Here is a 19,407-nt window from a genome sequence, read left to right as displayed (position 1 = left end):
GATCCACTTGGGTCCGGCGGCATGTCCGCCGGACCGTCCGGGGCCTGTCTGGCGCGCGTCCAAAGAAGGATGCATCTGCGGCCGGGCGGGGCATAATGAGACGTCCGGCTGACCGGGCGCTTGGAAGGGATGATCGTGTCAGGGGCGGAGCAGCGGAGCGAGGCGTTCGAAAAGGCCGCGGCGGAGAGCCTCATCGGCGGATATCGCACGCTGCCCGGCGTCCGCGACGAGATGATGGACGGCGACGGCCAGCCGCGCCGCCACTGGCAGCCCTTCCTCGCCGCGCTCGCCGAACTGGGCTCGGAGGAGCTGCGTCGCCGCTTCTCTGCCGCCGACCGCTACCTGCGCGATTCCGGCGTCTTCTACCGCGTCTATGACGATACCGGCGGCGGCGAGCGGCCCTGGTCGCTCAGCCACATGCCGCTGCTCATCGAGAAGGCCGACTGGGAGGTGCTCTCCGCCGGCCTGATCGAGCGCGCCGAGCTGCTGGAGGAAGCGCTCCAGGACCTCTACGGCCCCGGCCACCTCGTCCGCGACGGCGACCTGCCGGCGGCGGCGGTGGCGGGCAGCCCGGAGTTCCTGCGCCCGCTGGTGGGCGTCCGGCCCGAGGGCGGGCGCTTCCTGCGCGTCTATGCGGCCGACGTGGGCCGTGGCCCAGACGGGCGCTGGTGGGTGCTCAACGATCGCACGCAGGCCCCCTCCGGCGCGGGCTATGCGCTGGAGAACCGCCTCGCCTCCACCCGCGCCCTGCCAGACGTGTCACGCAACCTGCACATGCAGCGGGTCGCGAGCTTCTTCCAGGCCTTGCGCACCACGCTGATGAAGCTCGACCGCACGGGGGAGGGGCGCATCGGCCTGCTCACGCCGGGCCCGCTCAACGAGACCTATTTCGAGCACGCGCTGCTCGCCCGTTATCTCGGTCTTCTCCTGGTCGAGGGCGAGGACCTCACCGTGCGGGGCGACACGCTGCACGTGCGCACGGTGGCCGGCCTGCGGCGCATCGACGTCCTGCTGCGCCGCCTCGACGCGGATTTCGCCGATCCCCTGGAGCTGAACGCGGGCTCGCGCCTCGGCGTGCCCGGTCTGGTGCAGGCGGTGCGCATGGGCGGCGTCTCGCTCGCCAATGCGCTCGGCGCCGGCCTCGTGGAGGCCCCGGCCCTGCTCGCCTTCCTGCCGCGCATCGCCATGCGCCTGTTCGGCCGGCCGCTCACCCTGCCCCACGTGGCCACCTGGTGGTGCGGCCAGCCCGCCGAGCGCGCGCAGGTGATGGAGCATCTCGACGAGCTCGTCATTTCCTCGGCGTTCGGCCGGGCCCTGCCGGGCCTGCCGGACGGGGGCTCGGTGCTGGGGGCGGACCTGTCGTCCGCGAACCGCCGTCGCCTGTCCACCCTTCTCGCCCGCCGCGGCGCGGATGTGGTGGGGCAGGACATCGCCCGCCTCTCTACCACGCCGGTCTGGACCGGCGAGAAGCTCACTCCCCGCCCGTTCATGCTGCGGGTGTTCCTCACCGCCACCGAGAAGGGGTGGGAGGTGATGCCGGGTGGCTTCTGCCGCATTTCTTCCGCGCCCGACGCCCGCGCCGTCTCCATGCAGAAGGGCGACCGCTCGGCGGACGTCTGGGTGCTGGCGGATGCGGAGGTGCCGGACACCACGCTGCTGCCGACCCCGGAGAATGTGAAGGTTCGCCGCTCTTCCGGCACCCTGCCGAGCCGGGCCGCGGACAACCTCTTCTGGCTGGGCCGCTATGTGGAGCGCGCGGAAGCGACGCTGCGCCTGTCCCGCGTGCTGGTGGGCCGCCTCGCCGAGAGCGGCGACACGGGGACGAGCCCGCTCGTCTCGCGCCTGCTCGGCCTGCTCGGTGCCTGGGGCGCCATGCCCCGTGACCTCGCCCGCGCCACGCCTGCCCGCTATGCCGTGGCGGTGCTGACGCGGCGCGATGTTCCCGGCGCGCTGCCGCAGCTGGTGCAGGCGGCGCGCGCGGCCGCCTCGGTCATCCGCGACCGTTTCTCGCCCGACGCCTGGCGTGCTTTGGTGGACCTTGAAACCTGCGTCGCCATGCCGGTTCCCCCCGCCCCCTCGGAGGCGGATGCGGCGGAGCGGGCGGATGCGGCGCTGCGCATCATCGCCGCCTTCTCGGGCCTTGCCTCGGAGAACATGAACCGCCTCACGGGCTGGCGCTTCCTGGAGCTGGGGCGCCGCATCGAGCGGGCCATCGGCACGCTGCGCTTCGCCCGCACCTTCGGCGAGCATGGCGCGCCGCTCGGCTCCCTCGACGCCCTGCTGCAAGTGGCCGACAGCCTCATCACCTACCGCACGCGCTACGTGATGATGGAGGCCCGCGGCCCGGTGCTGGACCTGGTGCTGCTGGATCCGGACAACCCGCGCTCCATTGCGTTCCAGATCCACCGCATGGCCGGGCATCTCAAGGTGATGCCGGGGCGGGACCAGGACGCCCCACCGCCCCTGTGGGAGCGCCTCGTGGCGCGCATGGAGGCCGAGCTTGCCGCAAGCACCAGCGAGAGTTTCGAGCCCCAATGGTTCGATGCCATGGAGAAGATGCTGATGCAGCTCTCCGACGAGATCTCTTCCCATTATTTCCTGCAGGGCCACTCCCCCGAGATGACCCTGACCTTCGCCATGTGATCCTGCGAGCCGGAACCCGAACGCGCGCCATGCTCTACGACATCCGCCAGACCACCACCTACAGCTACCAGGTGCCCGTGCGCGTGGTGCGGCAGGTGCTGCGGATGACCCCCGTGGACCGGGCGGGCCACCAGCACGTGATCGCCCACATGCTGGACATCGATCCCGAGCCGGCGGAGCTGGAGCGCGGCACGGACTTCTTCGGCAACGGCCTCACCTGGCTGACCATCGACCAGCCGCACGGCCATCTCGCGATCACCACCCGCAGCCGGGTGGAGGTGACCTCGACCCAATTGCCGGATCCGGCCGCCACGCCGTTCGTCGACGAGATTCGCGCGCTGGCCATGGAGGAGCAGGACCTCGGCCCCGCGGCGGCGGTGCATGGCCTGTTCCCCAGTCGCGCCGTGCCGCTCGATGGGGACATCACCGAATGGGCCGGCACCAGCTTCCGGGGCGATCGGCCTGTGCTGGAGGCGGGGCTGGAGCTGATGCACCGCATCAAGGACGAGTTCGCCTACCAGCCGGGGGCGACCATCGTCACCACCTCTCCGCACGAGGCCTTTGTGGCCAAGGCGGGCGTGTGCCAGGACTTCGCCCAGGTGATGATTTCCGGCCTGCGCGGCCTCGGCCTGCCGGCGCGCTACGTCTCCGGCTATCTGCGCACCGTGCCGCCGGAGGGGCAGCCGCGCCTCGAGGGGGCGGACGCCACCCACGCCTGGGTGGAGGTCTGGTGTGGGCCGCTGGCGGGATGGATCGGGCTCGACCCCACCAACGCCATCCCCGCCTGCGACGACCACATCATCCTCGCCGTGGGCAGGGATTATGCGGATGTCGCGCCGGTGGACGGGGTGATCGTCTCATCCGGCGACCACCTCCTGTCCGTGGGCGTGGACGTGGTGCCGGTCGTCCCCGTCGCGCGCTAGCCTCTCGTCCCTTCTTATCGTCCCTTGCCCATCACCATGTCCGGGAAGCCGGTGGCGATCTGCGGGAAGATGCACAGCAGCACCACCGCGCACAGCATCAGCAGCACGAACGGCACCGTGCCCCAGATGACGTCCTTCAGCGGGATGTCGGGCGCGATGTTCTTGATGACGAAGATGTTGAGCCCCACCGGCGGGTGGATCAGCCCCATCTCCATGACGATGGTCATCACCACGCCGAACCAGATGAGGTCGAACCCCGCCGCGCGCAGCGGCGGCAGGATGATGGGCGCGGTCATGAGGATGATGGAGACCGGCGGCAGGAAGAAGCCCAGCACCACCACCAGGGCGAGAATGGTTGCGAGCAGCAGCCATTTGGAAAGCTGCATGGCCACGATCGCCTGCGCCGCCGCCTGGCTGATGTGCAGGTAGCTCATGACGTAGGAATACAGCAGCGACATGCCGATGATCAGCATCAGCATGGTGGATTCTCGAAGGGTGGACGAGAGGATGGGCGAGAGATCCTTCGGGGTCCACACCCCGTAGATGAGGGCGACGAGGGCGAGGGCGAGCACGCCGCCGAGACCCGCGGTCTCCGAGGGCGTGGCGTAGCCGCCGTAGAGCGCCACCATGACGCCGGTGAGCAACACCACGAAGGGCAGCACGCGGGGCAAAGCGGCGAAGCGGTCGCGCAGGGTGAGGCGCTCCTCGTGGAGCAGCGGCGAGTTCTGCCCGTTCTGCGCATAGGCGCGTTTCGCCGCGGCATACTCCTGGCGGAAGCGCACCATGGCATAGCCGGCGAACAGGGTGACCAGCAGCAGGCCCGGCCCGAGGCCGGCGAGGAACAGACGCCCCAGGGACTGCTCGGCGGCCACCGCATAGAGGATCATGGTGATGGAGGGGGGAAGGAGGATGCCAAGCGTGCCGCCAGCGGCGATGAGGCCGGCGGCGAAGGCGCCGGAATAGCCGCGCTTGCGCATCTCGGGAATGCCGGCCGATCCGATGGCCGAGCAGGTGGCGGGCGAGGAGCCGGCCATGGCCGCGAACAGGGCGCAGGCGAAGACGTTGGCGATGCCCAGCCCGCCGGGGATCTTGTGCATCCAGGCGTGGAGCGCCGAATAGAGGTCCTGCCCCGCCCGCGACTTGCCGATGGCCGCGCCCTTCAGGATGAACAGCGGGATGGAGAGCAGCGTGATGGAGGCCATCTCCTCGTAGACGTTCTGCGTGACCGTATCGAGCGAGGCGGCGGGCATGAAGCCGATCATGAACACCACCGCCACCGCCCCCAGCGCGAAGGCGATGGGCATGCCCGTGAACATGGTGCCGAGGGTGGCACCCCCATAGAGGAGGCCGACGACGACGGTGCTCATGACCGCTTTCCTCCCGAGAGGGCGACGAGCACCTGCACCAGGATCTGCAGCGACAGCAGCCCCATGCCGAGGCTCATGAGGGCGTAGGGGATCCAGAGCGGCGGTCCCCATGTGGAGGAGGTCACCTGCCCGTCCACCCAGGCTTCATGGAGGAGGGTGACGGACTTCCAGGTGAAGAAGGCGCAGAAGGCGCAGCTCGCCACGTCCACGATCAGCTGGCGCACGCGGTTGGCAGCGGGCGACAGCATGTGGGCCAGGGCATCGATGGCCACATGGCCGCGCCGGCTTTGCACATAAGCGGCGGTCATGAAGGTTGCGCCCACCAGCAGGAACACCGACGCCTCGTCCTGCCAATAGGTGGGCGCGCGGAAGAAGAAGCGGATGACCACGCTGTAGGAGAGGATGAGGCTGGCCGACACGAGGGCGAGGGAGGCGAGGACGAGGATGATGCGGTTCAGCACATCCAGCGTCGCCTCCGCCGCCCGCAGGAGCGGATGGCCGGCGTGTTCGGCCCGCGTGCCTGTCGCGTGGCTGCCGAGGTCGAGCCCGTGGCTCATGCCGGCACCTCCTGGGCCAGCTGGATGAGCTTGGCGCAGGATGCGGACTTGGCCGCATAGTCCTTCCATGCCGTGTCGCGGGCGATGGCCCGCCATTTCTCCACGGTCGCCTCGTCGAGATCGTGAACCTTGGCGCCGGCCTTGGCGAACACCTCGGCGACCTTGGCGTCATCCGCCATGGCGCCGGCCTTGCCGAAGGCTTCCATCTCAAGGCCGACGGTGGTCAGCAGGTCCTGTTGCGCCTTGGGCAGCTTGTCGAACACCGCCTTCGACATCAGCAAGGGCTCGAGCATGAACCAGTAGGACTTGCCGCGACCGGTGGTGAGCTGCCTGGAGAGCTCCTCCAGCCGGAAGGAAATGAGCGAGGTGGACGAGGTGATGCCGGCGTCGCAGGCGCCCGTCTGCATCGCCACATAGAGTTCGTTGGACGGCAGTGACAGCACCGCCGCACCGGCGGCCTGCAGCACCATGTCCATCTCGCGGGAGCCGCCGCGGATTTTCATGCCCTTGGCATCCTCGGGAGCGATGAGCGGCTTCTCGCGGCTCGCAGCGCCGCCGGCCTGCCAGACCCAGGTGAGGATCTTCACCCCCTTGCCTTCGAGATAGGCGGAGAATTCCTCGCCTACCGGCTTCGTGCGCCAGGCGAGGCCCTGGTCGTAGGAGGAGACGAGCCCGGGCATGAGGCCGATGTTGCACTCCGGCGCCTCGCCGCCGGCGTAGGAGATGGGATAGAGGGAGAGATCGAGCGCCCCCTTGCGAAGCGCCGAGAACTGGGCGTTCGTCTTCATCAGCGAGGAGCCGGGATAGATCTCGAACGCGAGCTCGCCGTTGGAGCGCTTCGTCACCTCCTCCGCGAAGCGGCGCACCAGCCGGTCGCGGAAGTCGCCTTCATCGCCGCTGGAGGAGGGGAACTGGTGGGAGATCTTGAGGGTGGTCGCTGCCTGGGCCGGGCCGGTGAGGCGCACCAGCGCCGGGGCCGCCACGGCACCGGCCATGAGGCCATGGAGCGTTTGCCGCCGGCTGACGGGGCGTTCGAAAATGGACATGCTGTTCCTCCCTCGGGCCGCATGGGCGGCCTGGATTGGCGTTTCGTTCCCATTTACTTGTGCCGGCCCCGGTTGATCCGGGGTCCGGCGCTGGTCGGCGTCAGGCCACGTTGCGATAGATGTCCTTGTAGGTGTCGCGCAGCACGTTCTTCTGCACCTTGCCCATGGTGTTGCGCGGCAACTCACTCACGAAGAAGACGCGCTTGGGCTGCTTGAACTTGGCGAGCCGGTTCTCCAGGGCCTTGTGCACGGCATCCTCGGTAAGCGCGGCGCCCTTCTCCAGGACCACCACGGCGGTCACGCCCTCGCCGAAATCAGGATGCGGCACGCCGATGACGGCGCTCTCGACCACGCCGGGGATGGCGTCGATCTCGCCTTCCACTTCCTTGGGGTAGACGTTGAAGCCGCCGGTGATGACGAGGTCCTTGCCGCGGCCGACGATGTGCACGTAGCCGGTCTCGTCGATCTTGCCGAGATCGCCCGTGATGAAGAAGCCGTCGTGGAACTCGCTGGCGGTCTTCTCCGGCATGCGCCAGTAGCCCTTGAACACGTTCGGGCCCTTCACCTCGATCATGCCGATCTCGCCCACCGCGAGCGCCGCGCCGGTCTCGGGATCGGTGACGCGCACGTTGATGCCCGGCAAGGGCAGGCCCACCGTGCCGGCGATGCGCTCGCCGTCATAGGGGTTGGAGGTGTTCATGCCGGTCTCGGTCATGCCGTAACGCTCGAGAATGGCGTGCCCCGTGCGCTCGCGGAAGGCGCGGTGCGTCTCGGCGAGGAGCGGAGCCGAGCCGGAGACGAACAGGCGCATCTTCGCCGTCGCCTCCCGCGTCAGGCCCGGCTGGTCGAGCAGGCGCGTGTAGAAGGTGGGCACGCCCATGAGGCTCGTGACCTTGCCTTCGCTCATCAGCTGGAGGGCCTCCTTGGGGTCGAACTTCGACCGGAAGACCATGGAGGCGCCGGAGAGTAGGATGATGTTGGACGCCACGAACAGCCCGTGCGTGTGGAAGATGGGCAGCGCGTGGAGCAGCACGTCGTCGGCGGTGAAGCGCCAGTAGTCCTTCAGGGTCTGCGCGTTGGAGAGCAGGTTGGCGTGGGTCAGCATGGCCCCCTTGGCGCGGCCCGTCGTGCCGGAGGTATAGAGGATGCCGCCGAGGTCTTCCGGCCCCCGCGGCACGTCCGCGAACGTGGTCGGGAAGGCGGTGGCCGCCTCGGTGAGCGAGCCGGTGCCGTCCGTGCTCAGGGTCTCCACGCACGGCACGCCGAGGCGGGTGGCAAGGGCGCGGGCCTCTGCTTCGATTTCCGGCCGGCAGACGAACACGGTGGGCTCGGCGTCGGTGAGGAAATACTCCACCTCGTTCAGCGTGTAGGCGGTGTTGAGCGGCAGGTAGACCGCGCCCGCCCGCACCGCGGCGAGATAGAGCGCCAGCGCCGGCCAGGATTTTTCCACCTGCACGGCGACCCGGTCCCCGGGCTTAACGCCGCGCGCCACCAGCAGTCCGGCGAGGCGGGCGGACAAGGCGAGCGCGTCGCCGTAGGTCTCCACCCGCCCGTCGGCCAGCGTGGCGAGGGGCTTGTCCAGGGAGGGGATGGCCGCGCGGATGGCGCTGAAGAGGTGGTTCTCGCTCATATGGTCTCTCGTGCCGGCGCCCTTCCGGGCGGCGGGCGTTGTCCGTCTCGTGCCGGTGCCGGCTCAGGTGCCGCCGGCGCCGGAAGGGGTGGAGCCCTGGCGCTCAGGGCAGGGGGACGAGGGCGCGGCCGGAGGCCTCCGCCCTCAGGAGCTTCTTCACCGCCGGGCTGGTGACGACCTCGCCCTTGCCGGCGAACGCTTCGTGGTTCTTCTCGATGTCCGCGAGGACATAACGGTAGTTCACCATCAGGCCGGCGGCCTGGGCGATCCCCTTGGGCGAGAGGTCGCCCAAGGGGTTGATACGCTCCAGCCGCGCTCCGTTGCCGAGATGGAAGCGGGCCACCGGGTCCACCGGCTTGCCCTTGTTGGTGCGGGCGACAAGGAAATAATAGGCCGCCACCGCGTTCAGCACCGGGGTCAGCGTTTCGCGCGCCTCGGCCGTCTGCGCCCAGTCGGGTGTATCGAGGGCGGCGAGCGCCTCGCGGTCGGCGCCGGTGAGAGCGACCGAGTTCTCCGACTTGCGTTCCGCTTCCAGCCACGCGCGGAAGCCTGGCACCGGCGAGAGCGTGACGAAGGTGGTGAGCGAGGGAATCTCGCGGGAAATTTCCTCGACCACCTGCTTGATCAGGAAGTTGCCGAAGGAGACGCCACCGAGGCCGCGCTGGCAGTTGGAGATGGAGTAGAAGACCGCGGTGGTCGCCTTCTCCGGCTCCAGGATCTCGCGGGACTGGTCCAGCACCGGCGCGATGGCACCGGGAATGTCCTTGGTGAGCGCCACTTCCACGAAGATCAGCGGCTCGTCCACCAGAGCGGGATGGAAGAAGGCGTAGCAACGCCGGTCGGGGCTGTCGACGCGGGCCCGAAGGTCATTCCAGTCGCGGATGGCGTGCACCGCCTCGTAGCGGATGATCTTTTCCAGCACGTTGGCGGGCGTCGACCAGTCAATGCGGCGCAGCACGAGGAACCCCCGGTTGAACCAGGACGAGAAGAGGTGGCCAAAGTCCCGGTCCACTGTGGCGAGGTCGCGGCGCAGCACCATGGCGTCCATCAGGTGCTCGCGCATGCGCACCAGCGACAGCGTGGCGCCGGCGGCCAGGTTGAAGCGGCGGAACAATTCCTGCCGGCGCGGCTCGCTGGCGAGGTGCAGTTCCGCAGCCGCGGCATCGGAGCCGGTGCGGCCGTAGCTCTCGATGGCCTTCTCCAGCCGGGCGCGGTCCGGACCGAAGGTCTCGGCGAGCGCCTCGAAGAAGGCGATGCGCTCGCCGGTCTTCATGCGGGCGTAGCGGTCGAGGACCTCGGTGGCGAGGGCGACCCCGGAGGCCTCGCCCCGGCCGGAGAGCAATTGCTCGCACCGCTCCACCAAGGTGGCGGCCTTGGTGGCGCCGGAGACCCTGGCGTTGCGGTCGAGCAGGGCGCGCCCGCGCTCCGCGATGGTGGTGAGCAGGTCGCCGAAGAAGGAGGTGTTGGAACTCATCGCATCGCCCCCGTGCTGGTGTCAGAGCACGCTGCCACTCCGCTTATGGGACGGCGGGAAGCGGGCGATGGCAAGGCCGCAGAGGCTGCTCCTGCCCATCTCTTTCGGCTGATCCGCGCTGCCGCCTGCCGCCGCGGACGGCCCGGTGCGGAACAATCAGGGTGAAGGAGCGCGCGCAGGATCATGCATTGAATGAAAGGCAGATTGCATTTCATGTCAATAATCATGTATGCAAGATTATGTTGCATGCATGAAGTGTGCGTTTTTTCATTGCCTGGCCATGGGAGCACGGGCATGCGCGGCGAGCAGACTCCAAGGCTGAGGGAAGCCCTGGAGGAGGATATCGTCTCCGGCCGGCTCAAGCCGGGCCAGCGGCTTGACGAGGTGGGTCTTGCGGAACGCTTTGGCGTGTCGCGCACCCCCATCCGCGAGGCGCTGATCCAGCTCGCGGCGTCCGGGCTGGTGGAGATCCGCCCGCGCCGGGGGGCCTTCGTGGTGCTGCTCGGTCCGCGCGAGCTGCTGGAATCCTTCGAGCTCATGGCGGAGATCGAGGCCGCCTGCGGTCGCCTCGCCGTCCTGCGCATGGGCGTTTCCGACCGCGCTGCCATCCGCGAGATGCACGAGGCCTGCCGGGCTGCCGTGGCCGCAGGGGACGAGGCCACCTACTATCCCGCCAACGCGCGCTTCCACGCGGCTATCTATGCCGCCACGGGCAACCGGGTGCTCACCGGCGAGGCTCTGCGCCTGCAACGCTCCCTTCAACCCTACCGTCGCCTGCAGCTGAAGGTGCCCCGGCGCATGGAGGCCTCCTTCGCCGAGCACGAGGGCATCGTCGAGGCGCTGTTCACGGGGGATGGCGCGCTCGCCGCCGAGCGGCTCAGGGCCCATGTGCTGGTGCAGGGCGAGCGCTTCATGACCCTGCTCGCCGCCCTCCAGGCGGAAACCGAGGCGCTCGACAAGGCCGGCTGAGGCGCTCGGCGCAGCCGCCCATTGTGCCGGGAAGTGCCCTCTTTCCCCCGGATCGGCCTCGCCGCAGCGCGCCCCAAGCTGCACCTCGCGTTACGGCGGGGGCACCATGGCCAGGTATCTGGATCATGGAGGACGCAAAGTGCTTGGGGTGCCAGGCGGCGGCGTCACTGCGACATGATGCGCGGCAACGGGCGCCGGTGTTCACAAAGCATTAACCACGTTGCGATTTTCCGCCGGGCTCGGCGTTTGGCGGGCGGGCGGGGGTGTGTTGCCACGCGGGCACCGGCGGTTGCTTCGGGCCTTACGTTTGGCGTTGGGGGAGAATCCCGCTATTTTGGGCTCACTCTCAACTTGTGTGTCACATTTCGGCCACGCGAACCGGGTTCACCAATTGGTGAAGGCCGCAGAAAAATCGGCCGGTCCATCCGGCTATAAAGAGGTGTCATGCCCACGATCGCCCTCGTCGACGACGACCGCAACATCCTGACTTCAGTTTCCATCGCGCTGGAGGCGGAAGGCTATCGCATCGACACCTACACCGACGGCGCCTCGGCGCTGGATGGCTTCAAGACCAATCCGCCGGACCTTGCCATCCTCGACATCAAGATGCCCCGCATGGACGGCATGGAGCTCCTGCGCCGCCTGCGCCAGAAGACGGACATGCCGGTGATCTTCCTCACGTCGAAGGACGAGGAGATCGACGAGCTGTTCGGCCTGAAGATGGGGGCGGACGACTTCATCAAGAAGCCGTTCTCCCAGCGCCTCCTGGTGGAGCGGGTGAAAGCGGTGTTGCGTCGGGCCGGCGCCAAGGACGGCGTTGCCCCGCGCGAGACCGACAGCGCCAAGGTGCTGGAGCGCGGCAACCTGCGCATGGACCCGGAGCGCCACACCTGCACCTGGAAGGGCGAGCCGGTGACTCTCACCGTCACCGAGTTCCTGATCCTGCAGGCGCTGGCCCAGCGCCCCGGGGTGGTGAAGAGCCGCAACGCGCTGATGGATGCGGCCTATGACGACCAGGTCTATGTGGACGACCGCACCATCGACAGCCACATCAAGCGCCTGCGCAAGAAGTTCAAGTCGGTGGACGACAGCTTCGAGATGATCGAAACCCTGTACGGCGTCGGCTACCGGTTCAAGGAGTGACGGCCGCTTCGCCGCGCTCCGGCGCGGGGCGGGGTGGCCTGAAGGCATGACCGCGGAAATCGAACAGGCAGGCGTGGACCAGGTGCGCGAGCCGCGGGGCGGTGTCGTGGGCTGGCTTCGCCGTGTGCGCCGCTTCGTCGCGTTCAAGAGCTTCTCCTCGCTCACGCGCCGCATCGTCCTGCTCAATCTTGCCGGCCTGTGCGCCCTCGTTTCCGGCATTCTCTATCTGTCGGAATTCCGCTCCGGCCTCATCGACGCGCGCATCCAGAGCCTTCTGGTCCAGGGCGAGATCATCGCCGCCGCCATTGCCTCCTCGGCGCAGGTGGAGACCAATACCATCACCCTCGATCCCGAGCGGCTGCTGGAATTGCAGGCGGGCGAGAGCTACGGCCCCGCCGACGACGGCTTCGCGCCGCTGGAGTTTCCGATCAATCCCGAGCGGGTGGCGCCGGTGCTGCGGCGCCTCGTGGGGCCGACGCGTACCCGCGCCCGCATCTATGACCGCGACGGCCAGCTGCTGCTCGACTCCCGCTCGCTCTATTCCCGCGGCGAGATCCTGCGCTACGATCTGCCGTCCCCTAACGAGCCCAAGCCCGGCATGCTGGAGCGGGCGTGGCGGGCGGTGCAGCTGTGGTTCGGCCGGGGCGACCTGCCCCTCTACAAGGAAATGGGGCCGCAGGCCGGCAAGAATTATCCGGAGGTCGCCTCCGCCTCCATGGGCACCAAGGCGAGCGAGGTGCGGGTGGATGACCGCGGTCAGGTGGTGGTCTCCGTCGCCGTTCCCATCCAGCGTTTCCGGGCCATCCTGGGCGTGCTGCTGCTGTCCACCCAGAGCGGCGAGATCGACGCCGCGGTGAAGGCGGAGCGTTTCGTCATCGTCCGCGTGTTCCTGGTGGCGGCGGTCGTGATGGTGCTCCTGTCCGTGCTGCTCGCCGGTACCATCGCCGATCCCGTGCGCAAGCTTGCGGCGGCGGCCGAGCGGGTGCGCCGGCGCATCAAGACCCGGGTGGAGATTCCGGACTTCACCGCCCGCGCCGACGAGATCGGCCACCTCTCCGGCGCCCTGCGGGACATGACGAGCGCGCTCTACAACCGCATCGAGGCCATCGAGAGCTTCGCCGCGGACGTGGCGCACGAATTGAAGAACCCGCTCACCTCCCTGCGCAGCGCCGTGGAGACGCTGCCGCTGGCCAAGACCGACAATTCCCGCGGCCGGCTGATGGAGGTGATCCAGCACGACGTGAAGCGCCTCGATCGCCTCATCTCCGACATTTCGGATGCCAGCCGGCTCGATGCCGAGCTGCAGCGCCAGGAGGCGGTCAGCGTCGACCTGAAGCAGCTGCTGGAAATGGTGGTCGGCCTCGCCCAGGACGTGCGCAAGGACGATGGCGTCACCGTCTCCCTTGCCTTCGAGCGCGCCCCCGGCGCACCGGCCGACTATACGGTCGCCGGTCATTCCTCGCGTCTGGGGCAGGTGGTGGACAATCTGGTCTCGAACGCGCGTTCCTTCTCGCCCCAGGGTGGGGCCGTGCGCGTCACCTGCCGGCGGGTGAAGGAGGGGGCGGAGATCGTGGTAGACGACGACGGGCCGGGCATCCGCCCGGATGCCCTCTCGCGCATCTTCGAGCGCTTCTACACCGACCGCCCGCACCAGGGGTTCGGCCAGAACTCGGGACTCGGCCTGTCCATCTCCAGGCAGATCGTGGACGCCCACGGCGGCCGCATCTGGGCTGAGAACCGCATGGAGCCGCTAGCGGGCGAGGCGCCGCGTGTCGCCGGCGCCCGCTTCGTGGTGCGCCTGCCGGCAGGCTGAACCATGGCCGAGCCGCCGCCCCTCGACATTCCCTCCATCCATGCGAGCTGCATCGCCATCGGCGAGACGGGGGTGCTGATCCGGGGACCGTCGGGTGCCGGCAAGTCCTGGCTGGCCCTCAGCCTCATCCTGGACGCTCCGAGGGCTCTCCCCTCCGCCGAGCTGGTCGCCGATGACCGCGTCCTGCTGGCGGTGGAAGCCGGAACGCTGGTGGCCCGCCCGGTGCCGTTGCTCGCCGGGCTGGTGGAAGCGCGCGGGCTCGGCATCCGTCGCCTCGCCAGCCGGCCCCGTGTCGCAGTGCGGTTATTGATCGATCTTGCGGCAGATGACGCGGAGCGGATGCCGCGGCCGGAATTGCGTCGTGCACGGGTCCAGGGTGTGGAGCTGCAAAGGCTTGCGGCGAAAGGACCGGAACAGGCCCGCCTGTTGCTGGCCGCAACCCTCGCGGGTGGCGATTACGAAAACTAAATGTGCTTTTGTGCGTTGCACCCCTTGCGTAATTTTTGAGCCGCTCTGAATATGGTCGTCCCGCAACGCGGGAGGCCTTCATCCGGGGGGTGAAGGCGGAGGGAGCATGATCGGTCTCGTCCTCGTCACACACGGTCGCCTCGCAGACGAGTTCTGCTCCGCTCTGGAGCACGTTATGGGGCCGCAGTCCCAGATCGCTGCCGTCACCATCGGTCCAGAGGACGACATGGAGCGGCGGCGCCACGATATTATCGACGCCGTCGAGCGGGTCCGCTCCGGTGACGGTGTGGTCATTCTCACGGACATGTTTGGAGGAACGCCCTCGAACCTCGCCATTTCGGTGATGAACACGCCGGATGTCGAGGTGGTGGCGGGTGTGAACCTGCCGATGCTCGTCAAACTTGCCAAAGTGCGCGGTGAGCTGCCCCTCGCGGAGGCGGTGGATGTCGCGCAGGAAGCCGGTAGGAAGTACATCAATGTCGCAAGCCGCGTCCTTTCGGGGAAATGACCTTCCCGATGCCGTGTCCTGCGGCGAGGCGGAGGACACGGCAGCTGCCTGCGGCCGGCAGGTGGAGCCCGAAGCGCTCGTGCGGGCGCTGCCGATCGTGAACAAGCGCGGCCTGCACGCTCGCGCCTCCGCCAAGTTCGTGCAGACCGTGGAGCGCTTCGATGCCCGTGTCACCGTCTGCCGCAACGGCGAGGCGGTGGGTGGCAATTCCATCATGGGCCTCATGATGCTGGCGGCCGGCCCGGGGACGAGCGTAACCGTCACCGCCCTCGGGGCCGAGGCCGCCGCGGTTCTCGATGCCCTGACAAGCCTTGTCGCCGGACGATTCGGCGAAGAGGAATAGCATCAGGGCTTCCGGGCTCCGGCCAGCGTCGGCTCCTTCGGGGAAGTTGTGACGTGGCCGTTGTTTACCTCGATCTCAAGTTGCTCTGGCCCACGGGGCAATGGTTGCCTATCTGTTAATTTCGATCCGTTGCGCGCTGGGCGCGGGGATCCGGGACGGGTTTTCCCCCCGTAACAGGGCCATGTTCGAGCCGACGAGCCAAAAGCCCGCCTCCGGGCCGGAGCCGCCTTCCGAGCGGAAGACTGGCGTCCGGTGGAGCCTTGGCTTGTCCGCGAAGCTGCTCGCCCTCACGGTCGCCGTGGTGGCGACGGCGGAAATCGCCGTACTCGTGCCCACCATCGCCAATTACCGCATCGCCTGGCTGTCGGACCGGCTGGCTGCCGCGCGCACTGCCGCGCTCGTGCTGGACGCCGCGCCGCAGGAGGGCATATCGCCCGACCTCACCCGCCAGTTGCTGGAGAGCGTGGGGGCGAAGGTGATCGTGGTGAAGCGCGAGGACACGCGGCGCCTGCTGGCAGCCTCCGACATGCCGCCCGAGGCGGATGTGCATCTGGACATGCGCCAGACCACCCTGTGGAGCGCCGTGCGCGACGTCTTCGACACGCTGATGGCGCGCAACGGTCGCATCATTCGGGTGCTGGGCGATCCGCCGAGCGGGGCGGACTTCATCGAGATCGTGCTCAGCGAGACGCCTTTGCGCGCCGCCATGCTGCGCTTCGCCGCCACGGTGCTGCTGGTGTCGCTGGTGGTGGCGGTGGTGGCGGGCGTCCTCGTCTATGTCAGCCTCAACTGGCTGTTCGTCCGGCCCATGCGGCGCTTCACAGAGCGGATTTCCGCCTTCCGCGAGAATCCGGAGGATGCCTCCCGCATCATCGTGCCCTCGGGCCGGTCCGACGAGATCGGCACCGCGGAGGAGGCGCTGGAGGAGATGCAGCGCGAGCTCTCCCAGACGCTGCACCAGAAGAGCCACCTTGCCGCGCTGGGTCTCGCCGTCTCGAAGATCAACCACGACCTGCGCAACCTGCTGGCTTCAGCGCAGCTCATTTCCGATCGTCTCGCCGCGCTGCCCGATCCCACCGTGCAGCGCTTCGCGCCGAAATTGCTGGCCGCGCTCGACCGGGCGATCACCTATTGCGAACAGACCCTGTCCTATGGCCGCGCCAAGGAGCCGTTGCCCGAGCGGCGGGACGTGGAGCTGGCCCATCTGTTCGACGAGGTGCGCGACACGCTCGGCCTCCAGCCGGGCGCGGGGGTCGCCTGGGTCACCGATGTCGAGCGCGGGCTTGTCGCCGATGCCGACCCGGACCAGCTGTTCCGGGTGGTCTTGAACATCGCGCGCAACGCTTTGCAGGCGCTGGAGGTTCGCGCTCCTGCCGATCCGGAGCGGGATCAGATCCGTGTCCGTGCCCGCCGCAAGGCGGCGGCGGTGGAGATCGAGATTTCCGATACGGGTCCCGGCATACCTGCTGCGCGCCGGGAGCATCTGTTCGAAGCCTTCGTCTCGTCGGCGCGGCGGGGAGGCACGGGCCTCGGCCTGCCAATCGCCGGCGAGCTGGTGCGGGCCCATGGAGGCGAGATTCGTCTGCTGGATGCGCAAGTGGGAACTACCTTTCGCATCACGATCCCGGACCAGCCGGGTGACCGGCATCATCATCGCGAGCGCATCCGCGCATGAAGCCGGCTTCGACCCAATGGACGCAATCGGATCGGCGGATCGGGCACCTGGCGCGGCCAGGGCGCCTTTTCCGGTGGCATGTGAAGGGGTTACCTCCCCCGATAGGGTGTCCCGGCGTCCGCCGGAACGGGCAGATGGTGCATCTGTTGCGTAGGGGAGGTGTTTTCCACAGGCGGGTGGAGAAGTCGGCTTCTGCGCGATTGGCCTTGCGCTACCCGCCGAAAGGGAGTAGCTGACGGGTCCTCGCGGCGCTCCAAGCCGCGACGCCCCGGAAGGTCCCGCCTTCCGCTTCGGTCTCGGCCGATAGGGGCAACAGGCGCCGGTAGCTCAGCTGGATAGAGCACCAGACTACGAATCTGGGGGTCGGGAGTTCGAATCTTCCCCGGCGCGCCACCCAAATCAATGACTTAGCCAAAATTCACCGTTTCAGTTTGGAAGCTAAAGCCGCTTTTTGAAACGGTTTTCGCTGAAGTTTGCTATTGGGCCGCATTTCCCACGATTCGTCGCGATGCGCTTCCCGTACGTCGGGGGACGACGCGGCAGGCGCAACCTGTGCCTACCATGGCGTGGTCTCGCCTCCTAAGGTGGCCCCGTGACATGCACTTCGCTCTCCGATCACGCCGGGCCATTTTTGAGGCCCGTCGCTATCAGGTCCTGCGCACTCACATAAGATGGTGCGCGATATCTGATGGTTTCGATCGAGCCCTCGCCGAGGTTCTTTATAACAATCCACCGCGGGCCACTTATCGCGGATGGCGGGTCTTGACCCTGGCTGTGTGAAAACGGCCGAGTCGGGTAGAGTTCTCCCGGATGGATACGGGAGGGTTCTGATGGGCCGTTTCGTGGAAGGCGCGGATCGAACTCAGCTCTGCCTCCTGCCAGAAGCCCTCGACGATTGGGTAGACGAGAACAACCCAGTCCATGTGATTGAAGCCTTCGTCGATGCGCTGGATTTGCCAGGTCTCGGCTTCAACGGCGCGATGCCGGCAAGCACAGGTCGTCCAGCCTACCATCCCGCCGTGCTGCTGAAGCTCTACATCTATGGCGATCTCAACCAAGTGCAGTCGAGCCGGCGACTGGAGCGCGAGGCCGGCCGCAATGTGGAGCTCATGTGGCTGCTCGGTCGGCTCGTTCCCGACCACAAGACGATCGCGGACTTCCGCAGGAAAAACGGTTCGGCGATCCGTCGTGTCTGCGTCCGCTTCGTTTCCCTCTGCCGACGGATGGGGCTTCTCGCGAGCCATACGGTTGTCGTCGACGGAAGCAAGTTCAAGGCGGTGAACAATCGCGACAGGAACTTCACCCACGCCAAGATGGCCCGCCGCCTGGCGCAGATCGACGAGAGCGTCGCGCGCTACCTCGATCAGCTCGACAGCGCCGATCGGCAGGACCCCAACGAGGCCATCACCACCAAGACGACGCGCCTGAAGGAGAAGATCGGCCGGCTCAGGCAGGAGATGGTCCCGCTCGACGCGCTCGATGGTTTGATGCGGCAATCATCCGACCAGCAGGTTTCTCTGACCGATCCCGACGCACGCTCCATGGCGACGAGCGGTCGGGGCTCCGGCGTCGTGGGATACAACGTGCAGGTCGTCGTCGAAGCGGAGCATCATCTGATCGTGACGCACGAGGTCACCAACATCGGCAACGACCGCGCACAACTGGCGCCCATGGCGAGGGCGGCGCAGCAGACGCTCGGTGCCGATGAACTCCATGTCATCGCAGATCGCGGCTACTTCGACGGCGAGCAGATCAAGGACTGTGTGGATGCCGGCCTCACCGTGACGCTGCCCAAGCCGCAGACATCGGGCGCGAAGGCGGCAAGCCGCTTCGGCAAGCAGGACTTCGTCTATCTCCCTCACCAGGATGCGTACCGCTGCCCGGCCGGCGCTGTTCTGACCTACCACTTCAGCACGGTCGAAAAGGGCATGGACTTGCGACGCTATTGGTCGACGGCCACCTGCCTCGCCTGCACAATTAAGACGCAATGCACGACAGCCAAGGAGCGCTGGATCACGCGCTGGGAGCATTAGCATCTGATCGAGGACGTCTAGAACCGGCTCGACGCCGATCCCGGGCTGATGCGGGTGCGGCGCGAGACGGTCGAGCATCCCTTCGGCACGATCAAGGCGAGGATGGGCGCAACGCACTTCCTGATGAAGCGCCTGCCCAACGTCGCCGCCGAGATAGCGCTGCATGTGCTCGCCTACAATCTGACCCGCGTGATGAACATCCTCGGCCCGCAAGCCCTGGTCGCCGCCATCAGGGCCGCATGATCGGCCTTCCCATGGTCCATATCGGCTTTACGGCACAGCATGGTTCCGCTCCGCGCGCCGGCCTCGCGATTCGGAGCGCCTCAGCGGTTGCAGCCGTCAATGCCAGGCGTCGCTGCCGTTCTCCAGGACGCCAGGCGCGAGACCGCAATGGATCAAGCGTTTTGACACGGCCAAGACCCATATCTACCCCTCGGCTGCCCTTTTAGCTACGCCCGCTTGGTGCCGAAAGCGGTCCTCGAGAGCGTTGCCCGCTGGGAACGACCATGGCCAATCTTCCGACCATTCGGAGTGTGGAGACTTATGGCCGGTTGGCTTCCAAATACGCCCGCGCCGCCGCGGCGCACCTTCGTGAGTTACACTTTGACGAACTGATCGCAGAATACGTCGACTCCAATGGGAAGTGCCTCACGGATCTGCGCCGTTGCGTTCGCAAAGCCACTGCTTGTGCGGAAGTGGCCGGCAGCGATTTCATTGAGCTGAGCGAAGGCGCGATAGCGTTTGTTCGCCGTTTGTTTACAGCGTAACCTCGACGAGGCGTCCCGATTCGCACGGGAGATCCGGCCGTTCTATTC

General features: G+C 67.7%; 15 protein-coding genes, 1 tRNA gene and 1 pseudogene. 12 read left to right on the top strand and 5 right to left on the bottom strand.

All coding sequences use genetic code 11. From position 1 onward, the window contains the following. The first annotated feature begins 129 nt into the window (after positions 1–129). On the top strand, positions 130–2,643 hold the full coding sequence (locus tag V5F59_RS19590; protein ID WP_393976782.1) for a circularly permuted type 2 ATP-grasp protein: 2,514 nt from the start codon (positions 130–132) through the stop codon (positions 2,641–2,643). Between the two features lie 29 nt (positions 2,644–2,672). Beyond that, positions 2,673–3,566 carry a transglutaminase family protein gene (locus V5F59_RS19585; protein ID WP_393976780.1) on the top strand — a complete coding sequence of 298 codons (894 nt, stop codon included), beginning with the start codon at positions 2,673–2,675 and terminating at the stop codon, positions 3,564–3,566. 14 nt (positions 3,567–3,580) lie between these two features. Here the strand turns inward: V5F59_RS19585 and V5F59_RS19580 are convergent, their stop codons facing one another. From V5F59_RS19580 to V5F59_RS19560, 5 genes are all read right to left on the bottom strand, one after another. Next, positions 3,581–4,933, bottom strand: a complete 1,353-nt coding sequence (locus V5F59_RS19580; protein WP_393976778.1) for a TRAP transporter large permease — start codon at positions 4,931–4,933, stop codon at positions 3,581–3,583. Next, positions 4,930–5,490: a TRAP transporter small permease gene (locus tag V5F59_RS19575; RefSeq protein WP_393976776.1), complete on the bottom strand. Its 561-nt coding sequence runs from the start codon at positions 5,488–5,490 to the stop codon at positions 4,930–4,932. The genes V5F59_RS19580 and V5F59_RS19575 overlap by 4 nt, the downstream gene beginning before the upstream one ends. Further along, positions 5,487–6,536 (bottom strand): TRAP transporter substrate-binding protein DctP, encoded by a 1,050-nt coding sequence (gene dctP, locus V5F59_RS19570; RefSeq protein WP_393976774.1) that lies wholly within the window; start codon positions 6,534–6,536, stop codon positions 5,487–5,489. The genes V5F59_RS19575 and dctP overlap by 4 nt, the downstream gene beginning before the upstream one ends. 100 nt (positions 6,537–6,636) lie before the next feature. Then, positions 6,637–8,166: a malonate--CoA ligase gene (locus V5F59_RS19565; RefSeq protein WP_393976772.1), complete on the bottom strand. Its 1,530-nt coding sequence runs from the start codon at positions 8,164–8,166 to the stop codon at positions 6,637–6,639. Between the two features lie 103 nt (positions 8,167–8,269). Next, positions 8,270–9,640, bottom strand: coding sequence for a malonyl-CoA decarboxylase (locus V5F59_RS19560; protein WP_393976770.1), 1,371 nt, complete (start codon positions 9,638–9,640; stop codon positions 8,270–8,272). Positions 9,641–9,934: 294 nt separating this feature from the next. Between V5F59_RS19560 and V5F59_RS19555 the strand changes: the two genes are divergently transcribed. The 10 genes and pseudogenes from V5F59_RS19555 (at position 9,935) to V5F59_RS19510 (ending at position 19,359) form a co-directional block, all read left to right on the top strand. Continuing rightward, complete coding sequence (locus V5F59_RS19555; RefSeq protein WP_393976768.1) at positions 9,935–10,609, top strand: GntR family transcriptional regulator; 675 nt, start codon at positions 9,935–9,937, stop codon at positions 10,607–10,609. Positions 10,610–11,053: 444 nt separating this feature from the next. Continuing rightward, on the top strand, positions 11,054–11,752 hold the full coding sequence (locus tag V5F59_RS19550) for a response regulator transcription factor (protein WP_282891484.1): 699 nt from the start codon (positions 11,054–11,056) through the stop codon (positions 11,750–11,752). Positions 11,753–11,798: 46 nt separating this feature from the next. Next, the gene (locus tag V5F59_RS19545; protein ID WP_393976767.1) at positions 11,799–13,565 is read left to right on the top strand and encodes a sensor histidine kinase; all 1,767 of its coding nucleotides are present in this window, start codon (positions 11,799–11,801) and stop codon (positions 13,563–13,565) included. Between the two features lie 3 nt (positions 13,566–13,568). Continuing rightward, positions 13,569–14,033 carry an HPr kinase/phosphorylase gene (locus tag V5F59_RS19540; protein WP_393976766.1) on the top strand — a complete coding sequence of 155 codons (465 nt, stop codon included), beginning with the start codon at positions 13,569–13,571 and terminating at the stop codon, positions 14,031–14,033. 106 nt (positions 14,034–14,139) lie between these two features. Further along, a complete protein-coding gene (locus tag V5F59_RS19535) occupies positions 14,140–14,541 on the top strand; it encodes a PTS sugar transporter subunit IIA (protein ID WP_393976765.1) in 402 nt (133 codons plus the stop codon). Continuing rightward, entirely contained in the window at positions 14,510–14,884 is a 375-nt protein-coding gene (locus V5F59_RS19530; RefSeq protein ID WP_393976764.1) for an HPr family phosphocarrier protein, read from the top strand. The genes V5F59_RS19535 and V5F59_RS19530 overlap by 32 nt, the downstream gene beginning before the upstream one ends. Positions 14,885–14,984: 100 nt before the next feature. Then, positions 14,985–16,559 carry an ATP-binding protein gene (locus V5F59_RS19525; protein WP_393976763.1) on the top strand — a complete coding sequence of 525 codons (1,575 nt, stop codon included), beginning with the start codon at positions 14,985–14,987 and terminating at the stop codon, positions 16,557–16,559. Between the two features lie 316 nt (positions 16,560–16,875). Beyond that, positions 16,876–16,952: transfer RNA gene (locus tag V5F59_RS19520), tRNA-Arg, on the top strand. 437 nt (positions 16,953–17,389) lie between these two features. Continuing rightward, positions 17,390–18,835, top strand: a pseudogene (locus tag V5F59_RS19515) (IS1182 family transposase). Between the two features lie 263 nt (positions 18,836–19,098). After that, the gene (locus tag V5F59_RS19510) at positions 19,099–19,359 is read left to right on the top strand and encodes a hypothetical protein (protein WP_393976762.1); all 261 of its coding nucleotides are present in this window, start codon (positions 19,099–19,101) and stop codon (positions 19,357–19,359) included. Positions 19,360–19,407 lie beyond the last annotated feature (48 nt).

The sequence above is a fragment of the Xanthobacter nonsaccharivorans genome (assembly GCF_043194755.2).
GTDB lineage: Bacteria > Pseudomonadota > Alphaproteobacteria > Rhizobiales > Xanthobacteraceae > Xanthobacter > Xanthobacter autotrophicus_G.
This window is presented reverse-complemented; position numbering and strand designations above follow the sequence as displayed.